At 69.5% G+C, this 17600-nt stretch carries 20 protein-coding genes and 1 tRNA gene; 14 read left to right on the top strand and 7 right to left on the bottom strand.

Going from position 1 to position 17600, the window contains the following annotated elements:
- Nucleotides 1-141: 141 nt before the first annotated feature.
- Nucleotides 142-2508, top strand: coding sequence for an immune inhibitor A domain-containing protein (locus ACWCPM_RS09805; RefSeq protein ID WP_450975602.1), 2367 nt, complete (start codon nt 142-144; stop codon nt 2506-2508).
- Nucleotides 2509-2630: 122 nt separating this feature from the next.
- The gene (locus tag ACWCPM_RS09800; protein ID WP_450975601.1) at nt 2631-2972 is read left to right on the top strand and encodes a hypothetical protein; all 342 of its coding nucleotides are present in this window, start codon (nt 2631-2633) and stop codon (nt 2970-2972) included.
- A gap of 136 nt (nt 2973-3108) precedes the next feature.
- On the opposite strand, the gene ACWCPM_RS09795 is transcribed toward ACWCPM_RS09800, so the two are convergent.
- Together ACWCPM_RS09795 and ACWCPM_RS09790 are read right to left on the bottom strand one after the other, a co-directional pair.
- The gene (locus ACWCPM_RS09795) at nt 3109-3696 is read right to left on the bottom strand and encodes an isochorismatase family protein (RefSeq protein ID WP_450975600.1); all 588 of its coding nucleotides are present in this window, start codon (nt 3694-3696) and stop codon (nt 3109-3111) included.
- Nucleotides 3697-3897: 201 nt separating this feature from the next.
- Complete coding sequence (locus ACWCPM_RS09790; protein WP_450975599.1) at nt 3898-5235, bottom strand: nicotinate phosphoribosyltransferase; 1338 nt, start codon at nt 5233-5235, stop codon at nt 3898-3900.
- 137 nt (nt 5236-5372) lie between these two features.
- Between ACWCPM_RS09790 and clpS the strand changes: the two genes are divergently transcribed.
- The 7 genes from clpS (at nt 5373) to ACWCPM_RS09755 (ending at nt 10199) form a co-directional block, all read left to right on the top strand.
- The gene (clpS, locus tag ACWCPM_RS09785) at nt 5373-5690 is read left to right on the top strand and encodes an ATP-dependent Clp protease adapter ClpS (RefSeq protein ID WP_450975598.1); all 318 of its coding nucleotides are present in this window, start codon (nt 5373-5375) and stop codon (nt 5688-5690) included.
- Between the two features lie 11 nt (nt 5691-5701).
- Entirely contained in the window at nt 5702-6295 is a 594-nt protein-coding gene (locus ACWCPM_RS09780) for a DUF2017 domain-containing protein (RefSeq protein WP_450975597.1), read from the top strand.
- Nucleotides 6296-6637: 342 nt separating this feature from the next.
- Nucleotides 6638-8056 (top strand): amino acid permease, encoded by a 1419-nt coding sequence (locus ACWCPM_RS09775; RefSeq protein ID WP_450975596.1) that lies wholly within the window; start codon nt 6638-6640, stop codon nt 8054-8056.
- A 185-nt stretch (nt 8057-8241) separates the two neighbouring features.
- Nucleotides 8242-8664: a Mov34/MPN/PAD-1 family protein gene (locus ACWCPM_RS09770; protein WP_450975595.1), complete on the top strand. Its 423-nt coding sequence runs from the start codon at nt 8242-8244 to the stop codon at nt 8662-8664.
- Nucleotides 8665-8743: 79 nt separating this feature from the next.
- Nucleotides 8744-8839, top strand: a complete 96-nt coding sequence (locus ACWCPM_RS09765) for a putative leader peptide (protein ID WP_450975594.1) — start codon at nt 8744-8746, stop codon at nt 8837-8839.
- A gap of 116 nt (nt 8840-8955) precedes the next feature.
- Entirely contained in the window at nt 8956-9234 is a 279-nt protein-coding gene (locus ACWCPM_RS09760) for a MoaD/ThiS family protein (RefSeq protein WP_450975593.1), read from the top strand.
- Nucleotides 9235-9248: 14 nt separating this feature from the next.
- On the top strand, nt 9249-10199 hold the full coding sequence (locus ACWCPM_RS09755) for a PLP-dependent cysteine synthase family protein (protein ID WP_450975592.1): 951 nt from the start codon (nt 9249-9251) through the stop codon (nt 10197-10199).
- Between the two features lie 25 nt (nt 10200-10224).
- On the opposite strand, the gene ACWCPM_RS09750 is transcribed toward ACWCPM_RS09755, so the two are convergent.
- Nucleotides 10225-10671 (bottom strand): type II toxin-antitoxin system PemK/MazF family toxin, encoded by a 447-nt coding sequence (locus ACWCPM_RS09750; protein WP_450975591.1) that lies wholly within the window; start codon nt 10669-10671, stop codon nt 10225-10227.
- Nucleotides 10672-10873: 202 nt separating this feature from the next.
- On the opposite strand from ACWCPM_RS09750, the gene ACWCPM_RS09745 reads away from it, so the two are divergent.
- Nucleotides 10874-11626 carry an MBL fold metallo-hydrolase gene (locus tag ACWCPM_RS09745; protein WP_450975590.1) on the top strand — a complete coding sequence of 251 codons (753 nt, stop codon included), beginning with the start codon at nt 10874-10876 and terminating at the stop codon, nt 11624-11626.
- Between the two features lie 92 nt (nt 11627-11718).
- Here the strand turns inward: ACWCPM_RS09745 and ACWCPM_RS09740 are convergent, their stop codons facing one another.
- Nucleotides 11719-12966, bottom strand: coding sequence for a PTS transporter subunit EIIC (locus ACWCPM_RS09740; protein ID WP_450975589.1), 1248 nt, complete (start codon nt 12964-12966; stop codon nt 11719-11721).
- Nucleotides 12967-13060: 94 nt separating this feature from the next.
- Nucleotides 13061-14347 (bottom strand): PTS transporter subunit EIIC, encoded by a 1287-nt coding sequence (locus ACWCPM_RS09735; RefSeq protein ID WP_450975588.1) that lies wholly within the window; start codon nt 14345-14347, stop codon nt 13061-13063.
- A 183-nt stretch (nt 14348-14530) separates the two neighbouring features.
- Here ACWCPM_RS09735 and ACWCPM_RS09730 point away from each other — a divergent pair, with 183 nt between their 5' ends.
- The 4 genes from ACWCPM_RS09730 (at nt 14531) to rdgB (ending at nt 16839) form a co-directional block, all read left to right on the top strand.
- Nucleotides 14531-14764, top strand: coding sequence for a glucose PTS transporter subunit EIIB (locus tag ACWCPM_RS09730; protein WP_450975587.1), 234 nt, complete (start codon nt 14531-14533; stop codon nt 14762-14764).
- Between the two features lie 97 nt (nt 14765-14861).
- On the top strand, nt 14862-15599 hold the full coding sequence (gene rph, locus ACWCPM_RS09725) for a ribonuclease PH (protein ID WP_450975586.1): 738 nt from the start codon (nt 14862-14864) through the stop codon (nt 15597-15599).
- Nucleotides 15600-15804: 205 nt separating this feature from the next.
- Nucleotides 15805-16206, top strand: a complete 402-nt coding sequence (locus ACWCPM_RS09720) for a hypothetical protein (protein ID WP_450975585.1) — start codon at nt 15805-15807, stop codon at nt 16204-16206.
- 30 nt (nt 16207-16236) lie between these two features.
- Entirely contained in the window at nt 16237-16839 is a 603-nt protein-coding gene (gene rdgB, locus ACWCPM_RS09715; protein ID WP_450975584.1) for an RdgB/HAM1 family non-canonical purine NTP pyrophosphatase, read from the top strand.
- 53 nt (nt 16840-16892) lie between these two features.
- On the opposite strand, the gene ACWCPM_RS09710 is transcribed toward rdgB, so the two are convergent.
- A tRNA-Leu gene (locus ACWCPM_RS09710) sits at nt 16893-16977 on the bottom strand.
- A gap of 71 nt (nt 16978-17048) precedes the next feature.
- On the bottom strand, nt 17049-17516 hold the full coding sequence (gene bcp / locus ACWCPM_RS09705) for a thioredoxin-dependent thiol peroxidase (RefSeq protein ID WP_450975583.1): 468 nt from the start codon (nt 17514-17516) through the stop codon (nt 17049-17051).
- Between the last annotated feature and the right edge of the window lie 84 nt (nt 17517-17600).

Here is a 17600-nt window from a genome sequence, read left to right as displayed (position 1 = left end):
AGTCAAGGTCTGTCTTTTCTCCGCAACCTTTAGTCAAATGTCGGCACTTGACTACACGCGTCGATCAGGCGCGCGCGGACGCACCATCTCCACCACCCCCCTTTCCTTTCCGCGCGCCCCGGACGCTGGGGAGGATCTCAAGTGACCAGTAGACCCTGGACGTCGAGAGCCGCCGCGACCGCGGTCGCGCTCGCCGCCGCCACCGCCACGCTCTCCGGCCTCACCGTGGCCCAGGCGGACTCGGCCGGTCCGGCCGCCAAGGCGCCCGCCGTCGACCGGCATGACCCCGCGTCGCCGGAGAACCACAAGGGCCACGAGCACAACCTCGACGGCCCGCTGAGCAAGACGGTCGAGGCCCAGCGCGAGGAGGCGCTGAGGCAGGTCATATCCGGCCAGGCCTCGGTCAAGCAGCGCCACGGCTCGAAGGTCGTGCAGCTCAAGAGCAAGAAGGGCGACGCCAAGTACGTCGAGCTGGGCCGGGAGAAGACCGACAAGATCTTCACCATCCTGGTCGAGTTCGGCGACCGGACCGACCCCCGCTACGGCGGCACCGCGGGCCCGCTGCACAACCGGATAGCCAAGCCGGACCGCAAGAAGGACAACTCCACGGCCTGGAAGGCCGACTACGACCAGCAGCACTTCGAGGACCTGTACTTCGGGTCCGGCAAGGGCGTCGACTCGGTCAAGACGTACTACGAGAAGCAGTCCTCGGGTCGCTACTCGGTCGAGGGCGAGGTCTCCGACTGGGTCAAGGTCCCCTACAACGAGGCCCGCTACGGCAACAACGCCTGCGGCGACACCAACTGCCCGAGCGTGTGGAACGTCGTCAGTGACGGTCTGAACGCCTGGGTCGCCCAGCAGAAGGCGGCCGGCCGCACCGACGCGCAGATCAAGGCGGACGCCGCGCGCTTCGACGAGTGGGACCGCTACGACTTCGACGGCGACGGCGACTTCAACGAGCCCGACGGCTACATCGACCACTTCCAGGTCGTGCACGCCGGCGAGGACGAGTCCGCGGGCGGCGGCGCGCAGGGCACCGACGCGATCTGGGCCCACCGCTGGTACGCCTTCGGCACCGACGCCGGCGCCACCGGCCCCGAGCAGAACAAGCTCGGCGGCGCGCAGATCGGCTCCACCGGCATCTGGGTCGGCGACTACACGGTCCAGCCGGAGAACGGCGGACTCGGCGTCTACGCCCACGAGTACGGTCACGACCTCGGTCTGCCGGACCACTACGACACCGCGGGCGGCGAGAACTCCACCGGCTTCTGGACGCTGATGTCGTCCGGCTCGTGGCTCGGCACCGGCAAGAACGAGATCGGCGACCTCCCCGGCGACATGACCGCCTGGGACAAGCTCCAGCTCGGCTGGCTGAACTACGACACCGCCAAGGCCGGGGTCAACTCCTGGCACAAGCTGGGCGTCGCCGAGTACAACACGAAGCACAAGCAGGCGCTGGTCGTCACGCTTCCGAAGAAGGCCGTCACCACCGAGATCATCGCCCCCTCCGAGGGGCAGACCCAGTGGTGGAGCGGCAGCGGTGACAACCTCAGGAACACCCTGACGCGTTCGGTCGACCTCACCGGGAAGTCGGCCGCCGAGCTGACCTTCGACGGCTGGTACGACATCGAGGCCAACTACGACTACCTCTACACCGAGGTCTCGACCGACGGCGGCGCCAACTGGACCGCCCTCGACGGCACGGTGGACGGGCAGCCGATCGCGCGTGACGGCAGCGACAAGCCCGCCCTGCACGGCACCCTCGACGGGTACAAGAAGTTCGCGTACTCGCTCGACGCCTACGCCGGCCAGAAGATCGGCCTGCGGTTCCGCTACCAGACCGACGGCGGCGTGGCCCAGAAGGGCTTCACCACCGACGCGATCAAGGTGACCGCGGACGGCGCGCCCGTCTTCTCCGACAATGCCGAGACGGCGGACGCCGCTTGGACCGCCACCGGCTTCTCCCGCGTCGGCGCGTCCTTCACCAAGGACTACGCGCAGTACTACATCGCCGAGAACCGGCAGTACGTGTCGTACGACAAGACCCTCAAGGTCGGGCCGTACAACTTCGGTTTCACGGCGCGTCCGGACTGGGTGGAGCACTACGCCTACCAGAACGGCCTGTTGATCTGGAAGTGGGACACCTCCCAGGCGGACAACAACACCAGCCAGCACGCGGGTACCGGTCTGGTGCTGCCGGTCGACTCCCACCCGACCGCGCTCAAGTGGGCCGACGGCACGCTGATGCGCAACCGCATCCAGGCCTACGACTCGCCGTTCAGCCTCGGCCGCACCGACGGCATGACGCTGCACAGGGCCGACGTGGCGAAGTACATCCCGGGGTCGAAGGGTGTCCCGCTCTTCAACGACCGCACCGGTGACTACTACGACGAGTCGAACCCGACCGGCGGCGTCAAGATCACTGACACCAACACGAAGATCAAGATCCTGAAGGAGGCCTGGAACGGCTCGACGATCGAGCTGGAGGTCGGACCCGCGGGTAGGTAGTCGGTATCTGCGCAGGTCAGAACGTGATCGGCGGTGACCCTCTGGCGGGTCACCGCCGATCCGTGTTTAGGTGCGTCCTGTGGTTCTCTTATTGACACCGGCTGATACGGGGGTGTGACGACATGGCCGCAGGAGGTTTCTGCAAGCTGCCGAACGGCACGGTGGTGGTGGCGCTGAACCTGCCCAGCCCCGCCGCCGACGGCTCCGCCGCGGTACGGGTCCTCGTCCATGCCCAGAACCGGGCGCGCGCGCTGACCAGGCTGCGCAACCTGGGGTTGCGGGCGGTCTACCTGCGCGGCAACGCCGCGCCGCCCAGCCCGGACGAGATCACGGCGGTCCTGCACCACCCGGACGGCCTGATATGGCGCACGGCCCCCGACACGAGCCCCGGCGGCCCCGACCTCACCCAGGAGCTCTGGCGCCCCATCCGGGCCCTTCTGCGCCGTCCGACGGCCCAGATGTGACCGGGACGGGGCGGGACCCACAGGCCCAGAGGTGACCGGGACGGGGAGGGCGGGCGCCGCTCGCCGTCCTTCCGGCACCGCGGACGTCGCCCGGCGCCCTGCCCCGGCCCGGGTGGCCCGGGTGGCCCGGGAGGGCTCAGGCGACCACCGGCTTCCCCGAGAGTTCCACGCCCGCCTCGCGCAGCTCCTCCAGGGCCTTCTCCGTGGTCGCCTCCGCGACGCCGGCCGTGAGGTCCAGGAGGACATGGGTGCGGAAGCCCTCGCGGGCCGCGTCGAGGGCCGTGGCGCGCACGCAGTGGTCGGTCGCGATGCCGACCACGTCCACCTCGTCGATCCGCCGCTCGCGCAGCCACTGCGCCAGCGAGGTCCCGTTCTCGTCCACGCCCTCGAACCCGCTGTACGCGGCGGCGTACGCGCCCTTGTCGAAGACCGCGTCGACCGAGCCCGAGGCGACGGCCGGTGCGAAGTTCGGATGGAAGCCGACCCCCTCCGTACCGGCCACGCAGTGCGCGGGCCAGGTACGCGTGAAGTCGGGATTGTCCGCGAAATGGCCACCGGGCGCGATGTGATGGTCACGGGTCGCCACCACGTGGCGGTACCCGGCGGGAGCCTGCCCGATCAGCTCGGTGATCGCGGCGGCCACATCGGCGCCCCCGGCCACCGCGAGACTTCCCCCTTCGCAGAAATCGTTCTGCACGTCTACGACGATCAAGGCGCGGCGCATGGTCGGTGTCCTTCGGCTATGGGGTCTGGTGACCGTGGTCCCGGCGGTTCGGTGCGAGGCGGTGCGGAGACTGGTGTCGAGGGGGCGGGAGCCCGGTCCGGCGGGTGGAGCTCAACCTCCGAGCCTAGAGACTCCGGGCACGCGGCGGGAGGGGGCGCTACGGGGCGCGTGCGCCCGCGCCCCTCCGTCGCGGCGACAGGTCTAGCCCTCGGTGGCGTACTCCGTGGGAAGGACCGGCTCCCCCCGGGACAGCTGGGTGGCCGACAGCGGCAGGTTGGCGCGGGCGGCCATGTGCCGTTCGCGGGCGGCGTCGAGCGGCTCGCGGGCGACCACCTCACCGCCCTTGACCAGCTCGACCAGCAGCCCGCGGTCGGCCAGCGCCGCGGGGACCGCTCCGGTGCCGACGACCTCGGCCTCCGCCACGCCCTGTCCGTCCAGCCGCCGAGCGGCCCATTTGCGGCCCCCGATGGAGATCTTGCCGCTGGACGACTTCTTCGCCACCGGTACCAGCGGCCCCTTCGGGTCGTCCGACACGGCGCGGGCGACCAGCTTGTAGACCATCGAGGCCGTCGGGTGCCCGGAACCGGTGACCAGCTGGGTGCCCACGCCGTAGGCGTCCACGGGCGCCGCCGCCAGCGAGGCGATCGCGTACTCGTCGAGGTCCGAGGTCACGATGATCCTCGTGCCGGTGGCACCCAGCTCGTCCAGCTGCTGCCGCACACGGTGCGCGACGAGCAGCAGGTCGCCCGAGTCGATCCGCACGGCGCCCAGCTCGGGCCCGGCGACCTCCACCGCCGTACGGACGGCCTCCGCGACGTCGTACGTGTCCACCAGCAGGGTCGTCCCCCGGCCCATGGACTCCACCTGGGCCTGGAAGGCGTCGCGCTCGCGGTCGTGGAGCAGGGTGAAGGCGTGGGCCGAGGTGCCCACCGTCGGAATCCCGTAGCGGAAGCCGGCGGCCAGGTCGGACGTGGAGGCGAAGCCGCCGACGTACGCGGCGCGCGCGGCGGCGACCGCGGCGAGCTCGTGGGTGCGCCGGGCGCCCATCTCGATCAGCGGGCGGCCTCCGGCGGCCGAGGACATCCGGGAGGCCGCCGCGGCGATCGCCGAGTCGTGGTTGAGGATGGACAGGATCACCGTCTCCAGCAGCACGCACTCGGCGAAGCTGCCCTCGACCCGCATGATCGGCGAGCCCGGGAAGTAGACCTCGCCCTCGGGGTAGCCCCAGATGTCCCCGGAGAAGCGGTAGCCGGCGAGCCAGTCCAGGGTCTCCTCGCCGAGGATCCCGCGCTCCCGCAGGAAGCGCAGGACGTCCGCGTCGAAGCGGAAGTTCTCGACGGCGTCCAGGACGCGGCCCGTCCCAGCGACCACGCCGTAGCGGCGCCCCTCCGGGAGGCGCCGGGTGAAGACCTCGAAGACACTGCGCCGTCCGGCGGTGCCGGCCCGCAGCGCGGCCTGGAGCATCGTCAGCTCGTACTGGTCCGTGAAGAGGGCGGTCGAGGGGACGTCCACCGGCAGCCCAAGGTCCGCTGTGCTCACCAAAGCTCTCCTCGCGATGCGGCGCCGTGTGTCCCCGTCCGGCCGGGGCTTTGGGGGTCGGCCCCCTGATGTGCGGCGTGGCAACCGATGCTACACCCCATTTCGTCAGTGTGACGATTTGTGGCGCCCATGGCAGCATGGGACCTGTGACGTCAGCCGCTCCCATCGAGATCGAACGCACCGAGTCGGCACAGGAGGTCTCTGCCGTACCAGAGCCGGACGTCCCCTGGGTCACGATCGTGCACAACGACCCGGTCAACCTCATGAGCTATGTGACGTACGTCTTCCAGTCGTACTTCGGGTACTCCAAGGACAAGGCCACCAAGCTCATGCTCGACGTCCACCACAAGGGCCGGGCGGTCGTCTCCAGCGGTAGCCGCGAGGAGATGGAACGCGACGTGCAGGCCATGCACGGCTACGGTCTGTGGGCCACCCTCCAGCAGGACCGGAAGTAGCGATCGCCGCCATGCCAGGAACCTTCGAACCGCTCCCCGGCGGCGGCGCGGCCGTCGCCCTCGACGACGTCGAGATCTCCATCATCCGGTCGCTGGCCGTCCAGCTGCTGGAGCTGATCGGCCCCGGCCCCGGCGAGGACGCCTCCGCCGACCCGCTGGCCGAGCTGTTCGCCGAGGGTCCGAGCGAACCGCCCACCGACCCGGTGCTCCGCCGGCTGTTCCCGGACGCGTACGGCGACCCCGGACGTGCGCAGGAGGACGAGGAGCAGCGGGAGCACTCCGCGGAGTTCCGCCGCTACACCGAGAACGACCTGCGGGCCGGCAAGCGGGAGAACGCCCTCGCGGTGATCCGTTCGCTGGACGAGCTGGCCTCCGCCGGGGACGGCGGGGCGGTGCTGCAGCTGACGCCCGAGCGGTCCCAGCGGTGGCTCGGCGCCCTCAACGACCTGCGCCTCGCGATCGGCTCCCGGCTGGAGATCTCCGACGAGGACGACACCGATCTGCTGTACGGGCTGCCGGACGAGGACCCGCGCAAGCCGATGGTGATGGCCTATCTGTGGCTGGGCGGGCTCCAGGAGACATTGATCTCCACCCTTTTGCCCTGATTGTGGAGATGGTGTGTTCGCTCAGCGGACGCTCAAATCCGGATAACGATCCTGTTACCAATGTGGCCGCATTCGCCCATTTTCATCCCCTTATGTCCGGTTTTTCCTGTGTCGTGCGTCACAACGTGCCCAGGCGATCAGTGTTGCCGTCGTGATAAATCTTCACGACCGCCTGGCGAACACCACCCTTATGTCGCGCCGGGTGCGCCACCGAGCCGGCGACCGTCGGCCAGGCACGAGCGGCCTTGGGAGGGCTGCTCAGCTCCATCAATCCGGGGGGATAGAAACCCGGTCCGAGGCCGACGAGAGGTCCGGATCGGCATGGAGAAAGGCGCACAGCACATGGCCTCTGAGAAGGTCGCGGACACTCCCGAAGAGGGATACGAGCGCGGGCTCGGCAGCCGTCAGGTCCAGATGATCGCGATCGGCGGCGCCATCGGCGTCGGCCTGTTCCTGGGTGCCGGGGCGAACATCGCCAAGGCCGGCCCCAGCCTGATCCTGATGTACGCCCTTGCCGGCGTGATCGTCTTCTTCATCATGCGGGCGCTCGGCGAGCTCCTGCTGTACCGGCCGGTGTCGGGTTCCTTCGCGGAGTACTCCCGTGAGTTCCTCGGCCCGTTCTTCGGCTACTTCACCGGCTGGACGTACTGGCTGATGTGGGTGGTCACCGGCATGGCCGAGCTGACGGCCGCCGCGATCTACGTCCACTACTGGTTCCCGGACATCCCGCGGTGGGTCACGGCCCTGGTCTTCCTGGTGGTCCTCTTCGGGGTCAACCTGATCTCCGTCAAGGTCTTCGGTGAGCTGGAGTTCTGGTTCTCGATGGTCAAGGTCACCGCCCTGATCGGCATGATCGTGATCGGCCTCGGCGTGCTGACCTTCGGCTTCAGCAGCGCCGGTGACACGGCGGCCGTCTCCAACCTGTGGGCCTTCGACGGCTTCTTCCCCACGGGTGTCGGCTCGTCCCTGATGACCCTCCAGGGCGTCATGTTCGCCTACCTCGCCGTCGAGCTGGTCGGTGTCACGGCCGGCGAGTCCGAGAACCCGGAGAAGACCCTCCCCAAGGCGATCAACACCCTGCCCTGGCGCATCGCGCTGTTCTACGTCGGTGCCCTCACGGTCATCCTCTGCGTCGTGAAGTGGACCGAGTTCGCGCCAGGCGTGAGCCCGTTCGTCGAGGCGTTCGCCCAGATCGGCATCCCGGCGGGCGCGGCCATCGTCAACTTCGTGGTGCTCACCGCGGCGCTGTCGTCCTGCAACTCCGGCATGTACTCGACGGGCCGCATGCTGCGGAACCTGGCCGAGAGCGGCGAGGCCCCGCGGGTCTTCACCAAGCTGTCGTCGACCAAGACCCCCGCCGTGGGCATCCTGGTCTCCGTCTGTTTCATGGGCATCGGCGTGGTGCTGAACTACGTCGTCCCCGAGAAGGCCTTCGGCTACGTCACCTCCATCGCCACCGCCGCCGGCATCTGGACCTGGCTGATGATCCTGATCAGCCACGTCCTGTACCGCCGGGCGGTCGTCGCGGGGCGGCTTCCCGCCTCCTCGTTCCCGGCACCGGGCGGTGCGACCTGCTCGTACATCGCGATCGCGTTCCTGCTCTTCGTGACCGGCATCATCGCCTACGACGCCGACGCCCGCGTCTGCCTCTATGTGATGGCCGGCTGGGCCGCCGCCCTCTGGGTCGGCTGGAGGGTCCTCAAGGCGCGCAACCCGCAGATCGCCGAGCGCCGCACGCCGGAGTTCGAGAAGGTCGGCTGACCCACCGAGGACGCCCGGCGGCAGCGAGCGCTCCTGGTGCTCCCTGCCGCCGCCGCTCCGGGCGTCCGGCATATGGGCCGTCCCGTACCACCCCTCGGTACGGGACGGCCCTTCTGTCGCCCGCCACCGCCCTGCCTGACGCGCTCCGCGCGGCCCCCTGCGCTTAGCTGCTTATCCTGACGGGCATGCTGACCATCACCCAGGCCCTGCACGACCGGATCGTCGCCCATGCCCGTGAGGACCACCCCGACGAGGCGTGCGGCGTGGTCGCGGGCCCGGTGGGCGAGGGCCGCCCCGAGCGCTTCATCCCGATGCTGAACGCCGCCCGCTCGCCCACGTTCTACGAGTTCGACTCCGGCGATCTCCTCAAGCTCTACCGCGAGATGGACGACCGCGACGAGGAGCCGGTGATCATCTACCACTCGCACACGGCGACCGAGGCGTACCCCTCCCGCACGGACATCTCCTACGCGGGCGAACCCGGCGCCCACTACGTCCTCGTCTCCACCGCCGACACCGACAGCCTCGGCGACTTCCAGTTCCGGTCCTTCCGGATCGTCGAGGGCGAGGTCACGGAGGAGGAGGTCAGGGTCGTGGAGTCCTACTGATCCCGGGATTCGGTCAGGATCCATCCACCATCCGAGATCACCTTCCAGGACCCGGACCAGGAATCGATACGATGAGCCCATGGTTTCCCTCGACGTGAGCGACAAGACGCCGGGCGCCCTGCTCGTCGCGCGGCTGCACGTCGACCTGTGCAGGCTCGCCAGCGCCATCTGTTGACGCCGACGCCTGCCGCCGCACGGCCGTGAGCCGCGGCGCGACGTACGCACGATCTGCCGTCACCGCGCCGCCGCGCGCCCACCGAACCTGACTTCTCCCGACAGGAGCCCTGAGCCATGGCCATCGAGGTCCGCATCCCCACCATCCTCCGCCAGTACACCGACGGTCAGAAGGCCGTCGACGGCACCGGGGCCACCCTCGCCGACCTGTTCGCCGACCTCGACACCCGGCACGCGGGCATCCAGGCCCGCATCGTGGACGGCGACCAGCTGCGCCGCTTCGTCAACGTCTATCTCAACGACGAGGACGTCCGCTTCCTCGAGGGCATCAACACCAAGCTGACCGACGGCGACAACGTCACGATCCTGCCGGCCGTGGCCGGCGGCATGGCCTGAGGCCCCGACCCCCGATGCGTTACGACTCCCCGCTGGCCGCGGTGGGCAACACCCCCTTGGTGCGCCTGCCGCGTCTCTCGCCGTCCCCCGAGGTCCGGATCTGGGCCAAGCTGGAGGACCGCAACCCGACCGGCTCGATCAAGGACCGCCCCGCGCTGCACATGATCGAGCAGGCCGAGAAGGACGGCCGGCTCACCCCGGGCTGCACCGTCCTGGAGCCCACCTCGGGCAACACCGGCATCTCCCTCGCCATGGCGGCCAAGCTCAAGGGCTACCGCATGGTGTGCGTGATGCCGGAGAACACCTCGCAGGAACGCCGGGACCTGCTCGGCATGTGGGGCGCGGAGATCATCTCCTCCCCGGCCGCGGGCGGCTCCAACACCGCCGTACGCGTCGCCAAGGAGCTGTCCGCCGAGCACCCCGACTGGGTGATGCTCTACCAGTACGGAAACCCGGACAACGCCGGCGCGCACTACGCCACCACCGGCCCGGAGATCCTCGCCGACCTGCCGTCCATCACCCACTTCGTCGCGGGCCTCGGCACCACGGGGACGCTCATGGGAGTCGGCCGCTTCCTGCGCGAGCAGCGGCCGGACGTGAAGATCGTCGCCGCCGAGCCGCGCTACGACGACCTGGTCTACGGACTGCGCAACCTCGACGAGGGCTTCGTACCGGAGCTGTACGACGCCTCCGTGCTGACCACCCGCTTCTCGGTGGGCTCGGCCGACGCGGTCACCCGCACGCGTGAACTGCTCCAGCAGGAGGGCATCTTCGCGGGTGTCTCCACCGGCGCGGCCCTGCACGCGGCGATCGGCGTCGGCAACAGGGCGCTGAAGGCCGGCGAGAGCGCGGACATCGTGTTCGTCGTGGCCGACGGCGGCTGGAAGTACCTCTCCACGGGCGTCTACACGGCGGCGACCACGGAGGAAGCGATCGAGACCCTGCAGGGACAGCTCTGGGCGTGAGCCCCGCCTTCGCGGGAGACGCCCCCTAGGTCGCCAGGTGGCGGACCTGGTCCCACAGGACCGGGTCCACCACCCCGACCCGGCGCCGGAAATCCCACAGCGCGAGCTCGCGCAGCTCGTCCGTCTCCAGGAAACTCGCCCGGCCCTGGGTGTCCCCGACCGAACCCGGTGGCAGCGGGATCACCCCGGCCCGCTCGTCGTGGTACTTACTGGTGATCTTCGCGACCGTCGCCCGCCGCCCGTGCACCGCCAGCACCAGGCAGGGCCGGTCCTTGGCCCCGGGCCCGTCCTCGTAGGGCACGTTGGCCCACCAGATCTCCGCGGCGCGCGGCCGGGTGGCCGGTCCCTCCGCGCGACCCGGTGGCCGCGTCCGCCGGCCCGCGGGCCGGCGCCGTCCCCAGCCGTCCACGAGCGCGGCGACCAGCGCGAGCAGCACCACCGCTGCGAGTGCCAACCACCAGGACGTGTCCATACGATGACGTTACCGGCGTACGCACCCCCACGCGCGCCCTCCGCCGCGCCGTACGCCCCACCGGTCCAGCCGAACCGGTGACAGCACAGGTGAGTTCCCCCACAACGGCCCCTGGCGGAGGAGCGACCCGAGGTTTTGCGCCTTACGCTCGACGGACCGCACGACCCCCCGTCTCCCATCCGCCCGCGGAGGTTTCTGCTTCATGAAGCTCACCGTCGTCGGCTGCTCCGGGTCGTTCCCGTCCGCGGAATCGGCCTGCTCGAGCTACCTCGTCGAGGCCGACGGCTTCCGGCTGCTCCTCGACATGGGCAACGGCGCCCTGGGCGAGTTGCAGCGTCACTGCGGTCTCTACGACCTCGACGCGATCTTCCTCAGCCATCTGCACGCCGACCACTGCATCGACATGCTCGGCTACTTCGTCGCGCGCTACTACCGCCATGACGGCGGCCGCTGCGCCCCCCTCCCGGTCTACGGACCCGAGGGCACCGAGCACCGTCTGACCACCGCCTACGCCGACACCCCGTCGGCCTCCTCGATGAGCGAGGTCTTCGACTTCCACACCGTCAAGCCGTCCACCTTCGAGATCGGCCCCTTCACGGTGCACACCGAGCGGGTGGCCCACCCGGTGGAGGCGTACGGCATCCGGATCGAGCACGCCGGACGGACGCTGACGTACTCCGGCGACAGCGGTGTCAGCGGCGCGCTCGACGAACTGGCCCGGGACGCCGACCTCTTCCTGTGCGAGGCCGCCTTCACGCACGGCAAGGAGCACATCCCCGACCTGCACCTCAACGGCCGCGAGGCGGGCGAGACGGCGGCCCGGGCAGGCGCCCGCCGGCTGCTCCTCACCCACATCCCCCCGTGGACCGACCCCCAGGTCAACCTCGCCGACGCCCGCGCGATGTACGACGGTCCCGTGGAACTGGCGCTGCCCAGGAAGTCGTACGACGTCTGATCCGTACGGCGCACCACGCCCCTCCCGCCCGCGACATGACGAAGGCCCCCGGAGCTCCATCGCTCCGGGGGCCTCGCGTCGGTGCCGTGGTCTCACGCCTTGGTGAGGTCCTCGACCTCCTCCTCGGGCTCGCGGCCCGGGGTCGGGAGGTTCCACTTGGTGATGGCGAAGCGGAAGAGCACGTAGTAGATCACCGCGAACACCAGACCGATCGGGATGATCAACCAGGGCTTGGTGGAGAGGTTCCAGTTCAGCGCGTAGTCGATGAAGCCCGCGGAGAAGGTGAAGCCCGCGTGGACTCCGAGCGCCCAGGTGATCGCCATGGACAGGGCGGTCAGGAGCGCGTGGATCACGTACAGCGCCGGGGCGATGAACATGAAGGCGAACTCGATCGGCTCGGTCACACCGGTGACGAAGGAGGTCAGCGCCAGCGAGATCATCATGCCCATCACGGCCTTGCGGCGCTCGGGACGGGCGGCGTGCGCTATGGCGATCGCGGCGGCGGGGAGACCGAACATCATGATCGGGAAGAAGCCCGACATGAACTGGCCGGCGTCCGGGTCACCGGCGAAGAAGCGGTTCAGGTCACCGTGCACGACCTCGCCCGCGGCGTTGGTGAAGTCACCGATCTGGAACCAGGAGACGGTGTTCACGAACTGGTGCATGCCGATCGGGATCAGCGCGCGGTTGATCAGGCCGAACAGACCGGCACCGAGGGCACCGAGGCCGGTGATCCACTCGCCGAAGCTCGAGATGCCGTTACCGATCGGCTCCCAGACCAGACCGAAGAAGACGCCCATGAGGGTGCCGACGAAGGCCATGATGATCGGCACGAGCCGGCGGCCGTTGAAGAAGCCGAGCCAGTCCACCAGCTTCGTGCGGTGGTAGCGCTGCCACAGCACGGCGGCCAGCAGACCCATCAGGATGCCGCCGAGGACACCGGGGTTGTTGTACGTCGCCGCGATGTCCGCGCCGTCCTGGACCTTGGCCTCGGTGACGGGGAAGGCCTTGAGGACGTTGGCGTAGACCAGGAAGCCGACCAGGGCGGCAAGGGCGGTGGAGCCGTCGGCCTTCTTGGCGAAGCCGATCGCGACACCGATGCAGAACAGCATCGGCAGGTTGTCGAAGAGCGCGCCACCGGCCGTGGCGAAGACCGCCGTGACCTTGTCGGGCAGGTTCAGCTTCTCCTGGACGTCCGCCTGGCCCAGGCGGAGCAGGATGCCGGCCGCCGGCAACACGGCGATCGGAAGCTGAAGGCTGCGGCCGATCTTCTGCAGGCCCAGGAACAGGCCCGATCCCCACTTCTTTGTGGGGGCCGCCGATGCGGTGGCGGTACTCATACGTCCTCCATCGGGTGGTGGTCTACACCACTCAGTGGTGTAGACCTTTTGTAGCACGATGAAGGCCGCATAAGGAACCCTCGCTCCGCAGGCCTTAAACCTTCGTTACATCCTCCACTTCGTCGTCCGGTTCCCGGCCCGGAGTCCTCAGGTCGAACCTGGTGATGGCGAACCGGAAGACCGCGTAGTAGACGGCCGCGAAGGCCAGTCCGATCGGTACCAGCAGCCACGGTCTCGTCGCCAGGTTCCAGTTGATGACGTAGTCGATCAGGCCCGCCGAGAAGGTGAAACCGTCCCTCGCGCCCAGGCCCCAGGACACCGCCATCGACACCCCGGTCAGCAAGGCGTGCACGACGTACAGCGCGGGGGCGACGAACAGGAACGAGTACTCCAGCGGCTCGGTGATCCCGGTGACGAACGACGTCAGGGCCACCGACAGCATCAGGCCGCCGACCTCCTTGCGGCGCTCCGGCCTCGCGCAGTGCGTGATCGCGAGGGCCGCGGCGGGCAGCGCGAACATCATGATCGGGAAGAACCCCGTGGTGAACTGGCCCGCGTCCGGGTCGCCCGCCAGGAACATGTTGATGTCGCCGTGCACCACCGTGCCGTCCGGTTCCACGTACGTCCCGAACTGGAACCAGATGGGCACGTTCAGGAACTGGTGCAGGCCGACCACGAGCAGCGCCCGGTTCGCGATCCCGAAGACGCCCGCGCCCCACGCGCCGAGGTCGCTCATCCAGTCGCTGAAACCCTCCAGCGCCGCGCCGATCGGCGGCCAGACCCACAGGCACAGCACGGCGAACGCGATCGCCACGAACGCCATGACGATCGGCACGAGGCGGCGGCCGTTGAAGAAGCCGAGCCAGTCCACCAGTCTCGTGCGGTGGTAGCGCTGCCAGAAGAAGGCGGACAGCAGCCCCATCACGATGCCGCCGAAGACCCCGGGGTTCTGGTACGTGAAGACCGACACCGTCCCGTCCTCGGCCCGGCAGCCCGCGACGACCACCCGCGCCCCCGCCGGGCACTCCAGCGGGAACTGCCGCAGCACGGCGAAGTAGACGAGGAACCCCGCCACCGCGGCGAGGGCCGTCGAACCGTCCGACTTCTTCGCCATGCCGATCGCGACACCGACACAGAAGAGAAGGGGAAGACCCAGGGCGCTGTCGAGCAGTGCCCCGCCCGCCCCCGCCATCACCTTGGAGACATTGGTCCAGCCGAGCCCCTCGTCGCCGAACAGATCCGGCTGGCCCAGCCGGTTGAGGATGCCGGCGGCCGGGAGGACGGCGATCGGGAGCTGCAGACTGCGGCCCATCTTCTGCATGCCCTGGAAGAGGGTGTTCCAGCGGGCGCGAGCGGGGAGCGCACCGCCGTCGGCACTCATCGGACTCCTCCCGGGGGGACTGGGTTTGGCGAGCGTCCGCCAGGTGGTGTAGACCAGTCGCGGAAGGTTCCGCTGTCGTGACGCCATCATTCGGCACGCAGGCCATGACCGCTCGCGAAGCTGGGCCAACTGTGGATTACTGCGTGCAAACGCTTCGGACCAGGCCGGATCAGGGAGAAGGACATGGCCAACAAGGCTGAGAAGATCGTCGCCGGGCTGGGCGGCATCGACAACATCGAAGAGATCGAGGGCTGCATCACCCGGCTGCGGGTCGAGGTGTCGGACCCCGCCCTGGTCGACGACAGCGTCCTCAAGGGCGCCGGCGCCCACGGCGTCGTGAAGATGGGCAGCGCCATCCAGGTCGTCGTCGGCACCGACGCCGACCCGCTCGCCGCGGACATCGAAGACATGATGTGAGCCTCGGCCCAGCTCCGGAAGGGGCCCTTCCCGCGACGGGAAGGGCCCCTTCCGTGTGCGGGTCCGGGCAGGGGCGACCGGGGACTAGGCTCGACCCATGTCTCGAATCGACGGCCGCACTCCCGAACAGCTCCGCCCGGTCACCATCGAACGCGGCTGGAGCAAGCACGCCGAGGGCTCCGTCCTCGTCTCCTTCGGCGACACCAAGGTCTTCTGCACCGCCTCCGTCACCGAGGGCGTGCCGCGCTGGCGCAAGGGCAGCGGCGAGGGCTGGGTCACCGCCGAGTACGCCATGCTGCCCCGCTCCACCAACACCCGGGGCGACCGCGAGTCGGTCAAGGGCAGGATCGGCGGCCGCACGCACGAGATCTCCCGCCTCATCGGCCGCTCACTGCGCGCCGTCATCGACTACAAGGCGCTCGGCGAGAACACCATCGTCCTCGACTGCGACGTCCTCCAGGCCGACGGCGGCACCCGCACCGCCGCCATCACCGGCGCGTATGTCGCCCTGGCCGACGCCGTCACCTGGGCCCAGGGCAAGAAGCTGATCCGCGCCGGCCGCCAGCCCCTCACCGGCACCGTCAGCGCGGTCTCCGTCGGCATCGTCGGCGGCGTCCCGCTGCTCGACCTCTGCTACGAGGAGGACGTGCGCGCCGAGACCGACATGAACGTCGTCTGCACCGGCGACGGACGTTTCGTCGAGGTCCAGGGCACCGCGGAGGCCGAGCCGTTCGCGCGCGAGGAACTGAACGCGTTGCTCGACCTGGCCGTCGCCGGCTGCGCGGAACTCTCCGCGCTGCAGCGGGCCGCGCTGGAGGCGACGGCCGGGAAGTAGGGGGCGGAAGACCTCCCCGCGAACCGGGCGCGGAAGCCGCGCCGGGCACCCCGTAAGGTAAAGGGCGCACAAAAAGCGGTGGTCGGTGCGGGCAACCGTACCGACCTTCGCCGCGTCTCATGAGGTACGGACGACACGGCTCATCCCGTGCGTCCAGCCGGCAACCGGGCCCGATGGGGGCCCGGCAAGAGGGAGGGACCGTTCCATGGCCGCGAGCCGCCGCCGAAGCCGTACCGCAGCCGTCGCCGCCACTGTGGCGGCCGTCGCGCTGACCGCAGGGCTGACCACCGGCTGCGACGCCGTGAGCAAGGCACTCGACTGCGTCCAGACCGCCGACGCCGTCGCCGGCAGCGTCACGGAGCTCCAGCAGGCGGTCGCGAGCGCCGCCAACGACCCGACGCAGCTCGCCGAGTCCCTCGACTCCATCGAGCAGAACCTCGGCGAGATCGGCGACAAGACCGACAACGCCGACGTCAACAAGGCGGTCGACGACCTCCAGCTCGCCGTCGACAACGTCCGCACGTCGGTGGAGAACGGCGACCAGACCCCCGACATAGGCCCGATCACGGACGCGGCCGGCGAACTGACCAAGGTCTGCACGCCGTAACCCGCTCCGGGTGGCCGGGATACTGGGCGCATGACCCGCTTGATCCTCGCCACCCGCAACTCCGGAAAGATCACCGAGCTGAAGGCGATCCTCGCCGACGCAGGTCTGACGCACGACCTCGTCGGCGCGGAGGCCTACCCCGACATCCCCGACGTCCGCGAGACGGGCGTGACCTTCGCCGAGAACGCCCTGCTCAAGGCCCACGCCCTCGCCCGGGCCACCGGTCTGCCCGCGGTCGCCGACGACTCGGGCCTGTGCGTCGACGTCCTGGGCGGCGCGCCGGGTATCTTCTCGGCCCGCTGGTCCGGCCGGCACGGCGACGACCGCGCCAACCTCGAACTGCTCCTGGCCCAGCTGTCGGACATCGCCGAGGAGCACCGCGGCGCCCACTTCGCCTGCGCGGCGGCGCTCGCCCTGCCGGACGGCACGGAACGAGTCGTCGAGGGCAGGCTGACGGGCGTACTGCGCCTGGAGCCGGCAGGCACCCATGGCTTCGGCTACGACCCGATCCTCCAGCCCGCCGGCGACACACGGACCTGCGCGGAACTGACCCCCGACGAGAAGAACGCGATCAGCCACCGCGGCAAGGCGTTCCGGGGATTGGTACCGGTGGTGCGGGAACTGCTGGGCTGAGTCTCCCTATGCCAACGGCCCGCGCATCGATCCTCGATTCGCAGGCCGTCGCGTGCGGCGGAAGGGATTCGAACCCTCAAGCCCGATCAAGGGCCACAGATCCTAAGTCTGCTGTGTCAACCATTGCACCACCGCCGCTGGTTGTCCGCCATCGTAGCGGCCCGCACCGGGGTGCCCGGTGCGGGCCGCCGAGTGACGGGACGGTGGGGTCAGACGCCCAGGTCCTTGATGATCTTGGCTACGTGGCCCGTGGCCTTGACGTTGTAGAGGGCGCGCTCGACCTTGCCCTCCTCGTCGACGATCACCGTGGAGCGGATGACGCCGACGACCGTCTTGCCGTAGAGCTTCTTCTCGCCGAAGGCGCCGTAGGACTCCAGGACCTGCTTGTCGGGGTCGGCGAGCAGGGTGACCTTCAGGGACTCCTTCTCGCGGAACTTCGCCAGCTTCTCCGGCTTGTCCGGCGAGATGCCGATGACGTCGTAGCCGGCGCCGGCCAGCACGTCGAGGTTGTCCGTGAAGTCGCAGGCCTGCTTGGTGCAGCCGGGCGTCAGTGCCGCGGGGTAGAAGTAGACGATGACCTTGCGGCCCTTGTGGTCCGCGAGGGACACCTCGTGGCCGTCGGCGTCGGGCAGGGTGAAGGCGGGGGCCACGTCGCCGGGCTGGAGTCGTTCGCTCATCGATCCAGCGTAACCGGGGGTCCTGACCGTGCGGTCGCCCGGCGAGCTGACAGACTGTCCGGAACAGCATCAGCAGACTTCGGA

The sequence above is a fragment of the Streptomyces sp. NPDC002309 genome (genome assembly GCF_053593375.1).
This window is presented reverse-complemented; position numbering and strand designations above follow the sequence as displayed.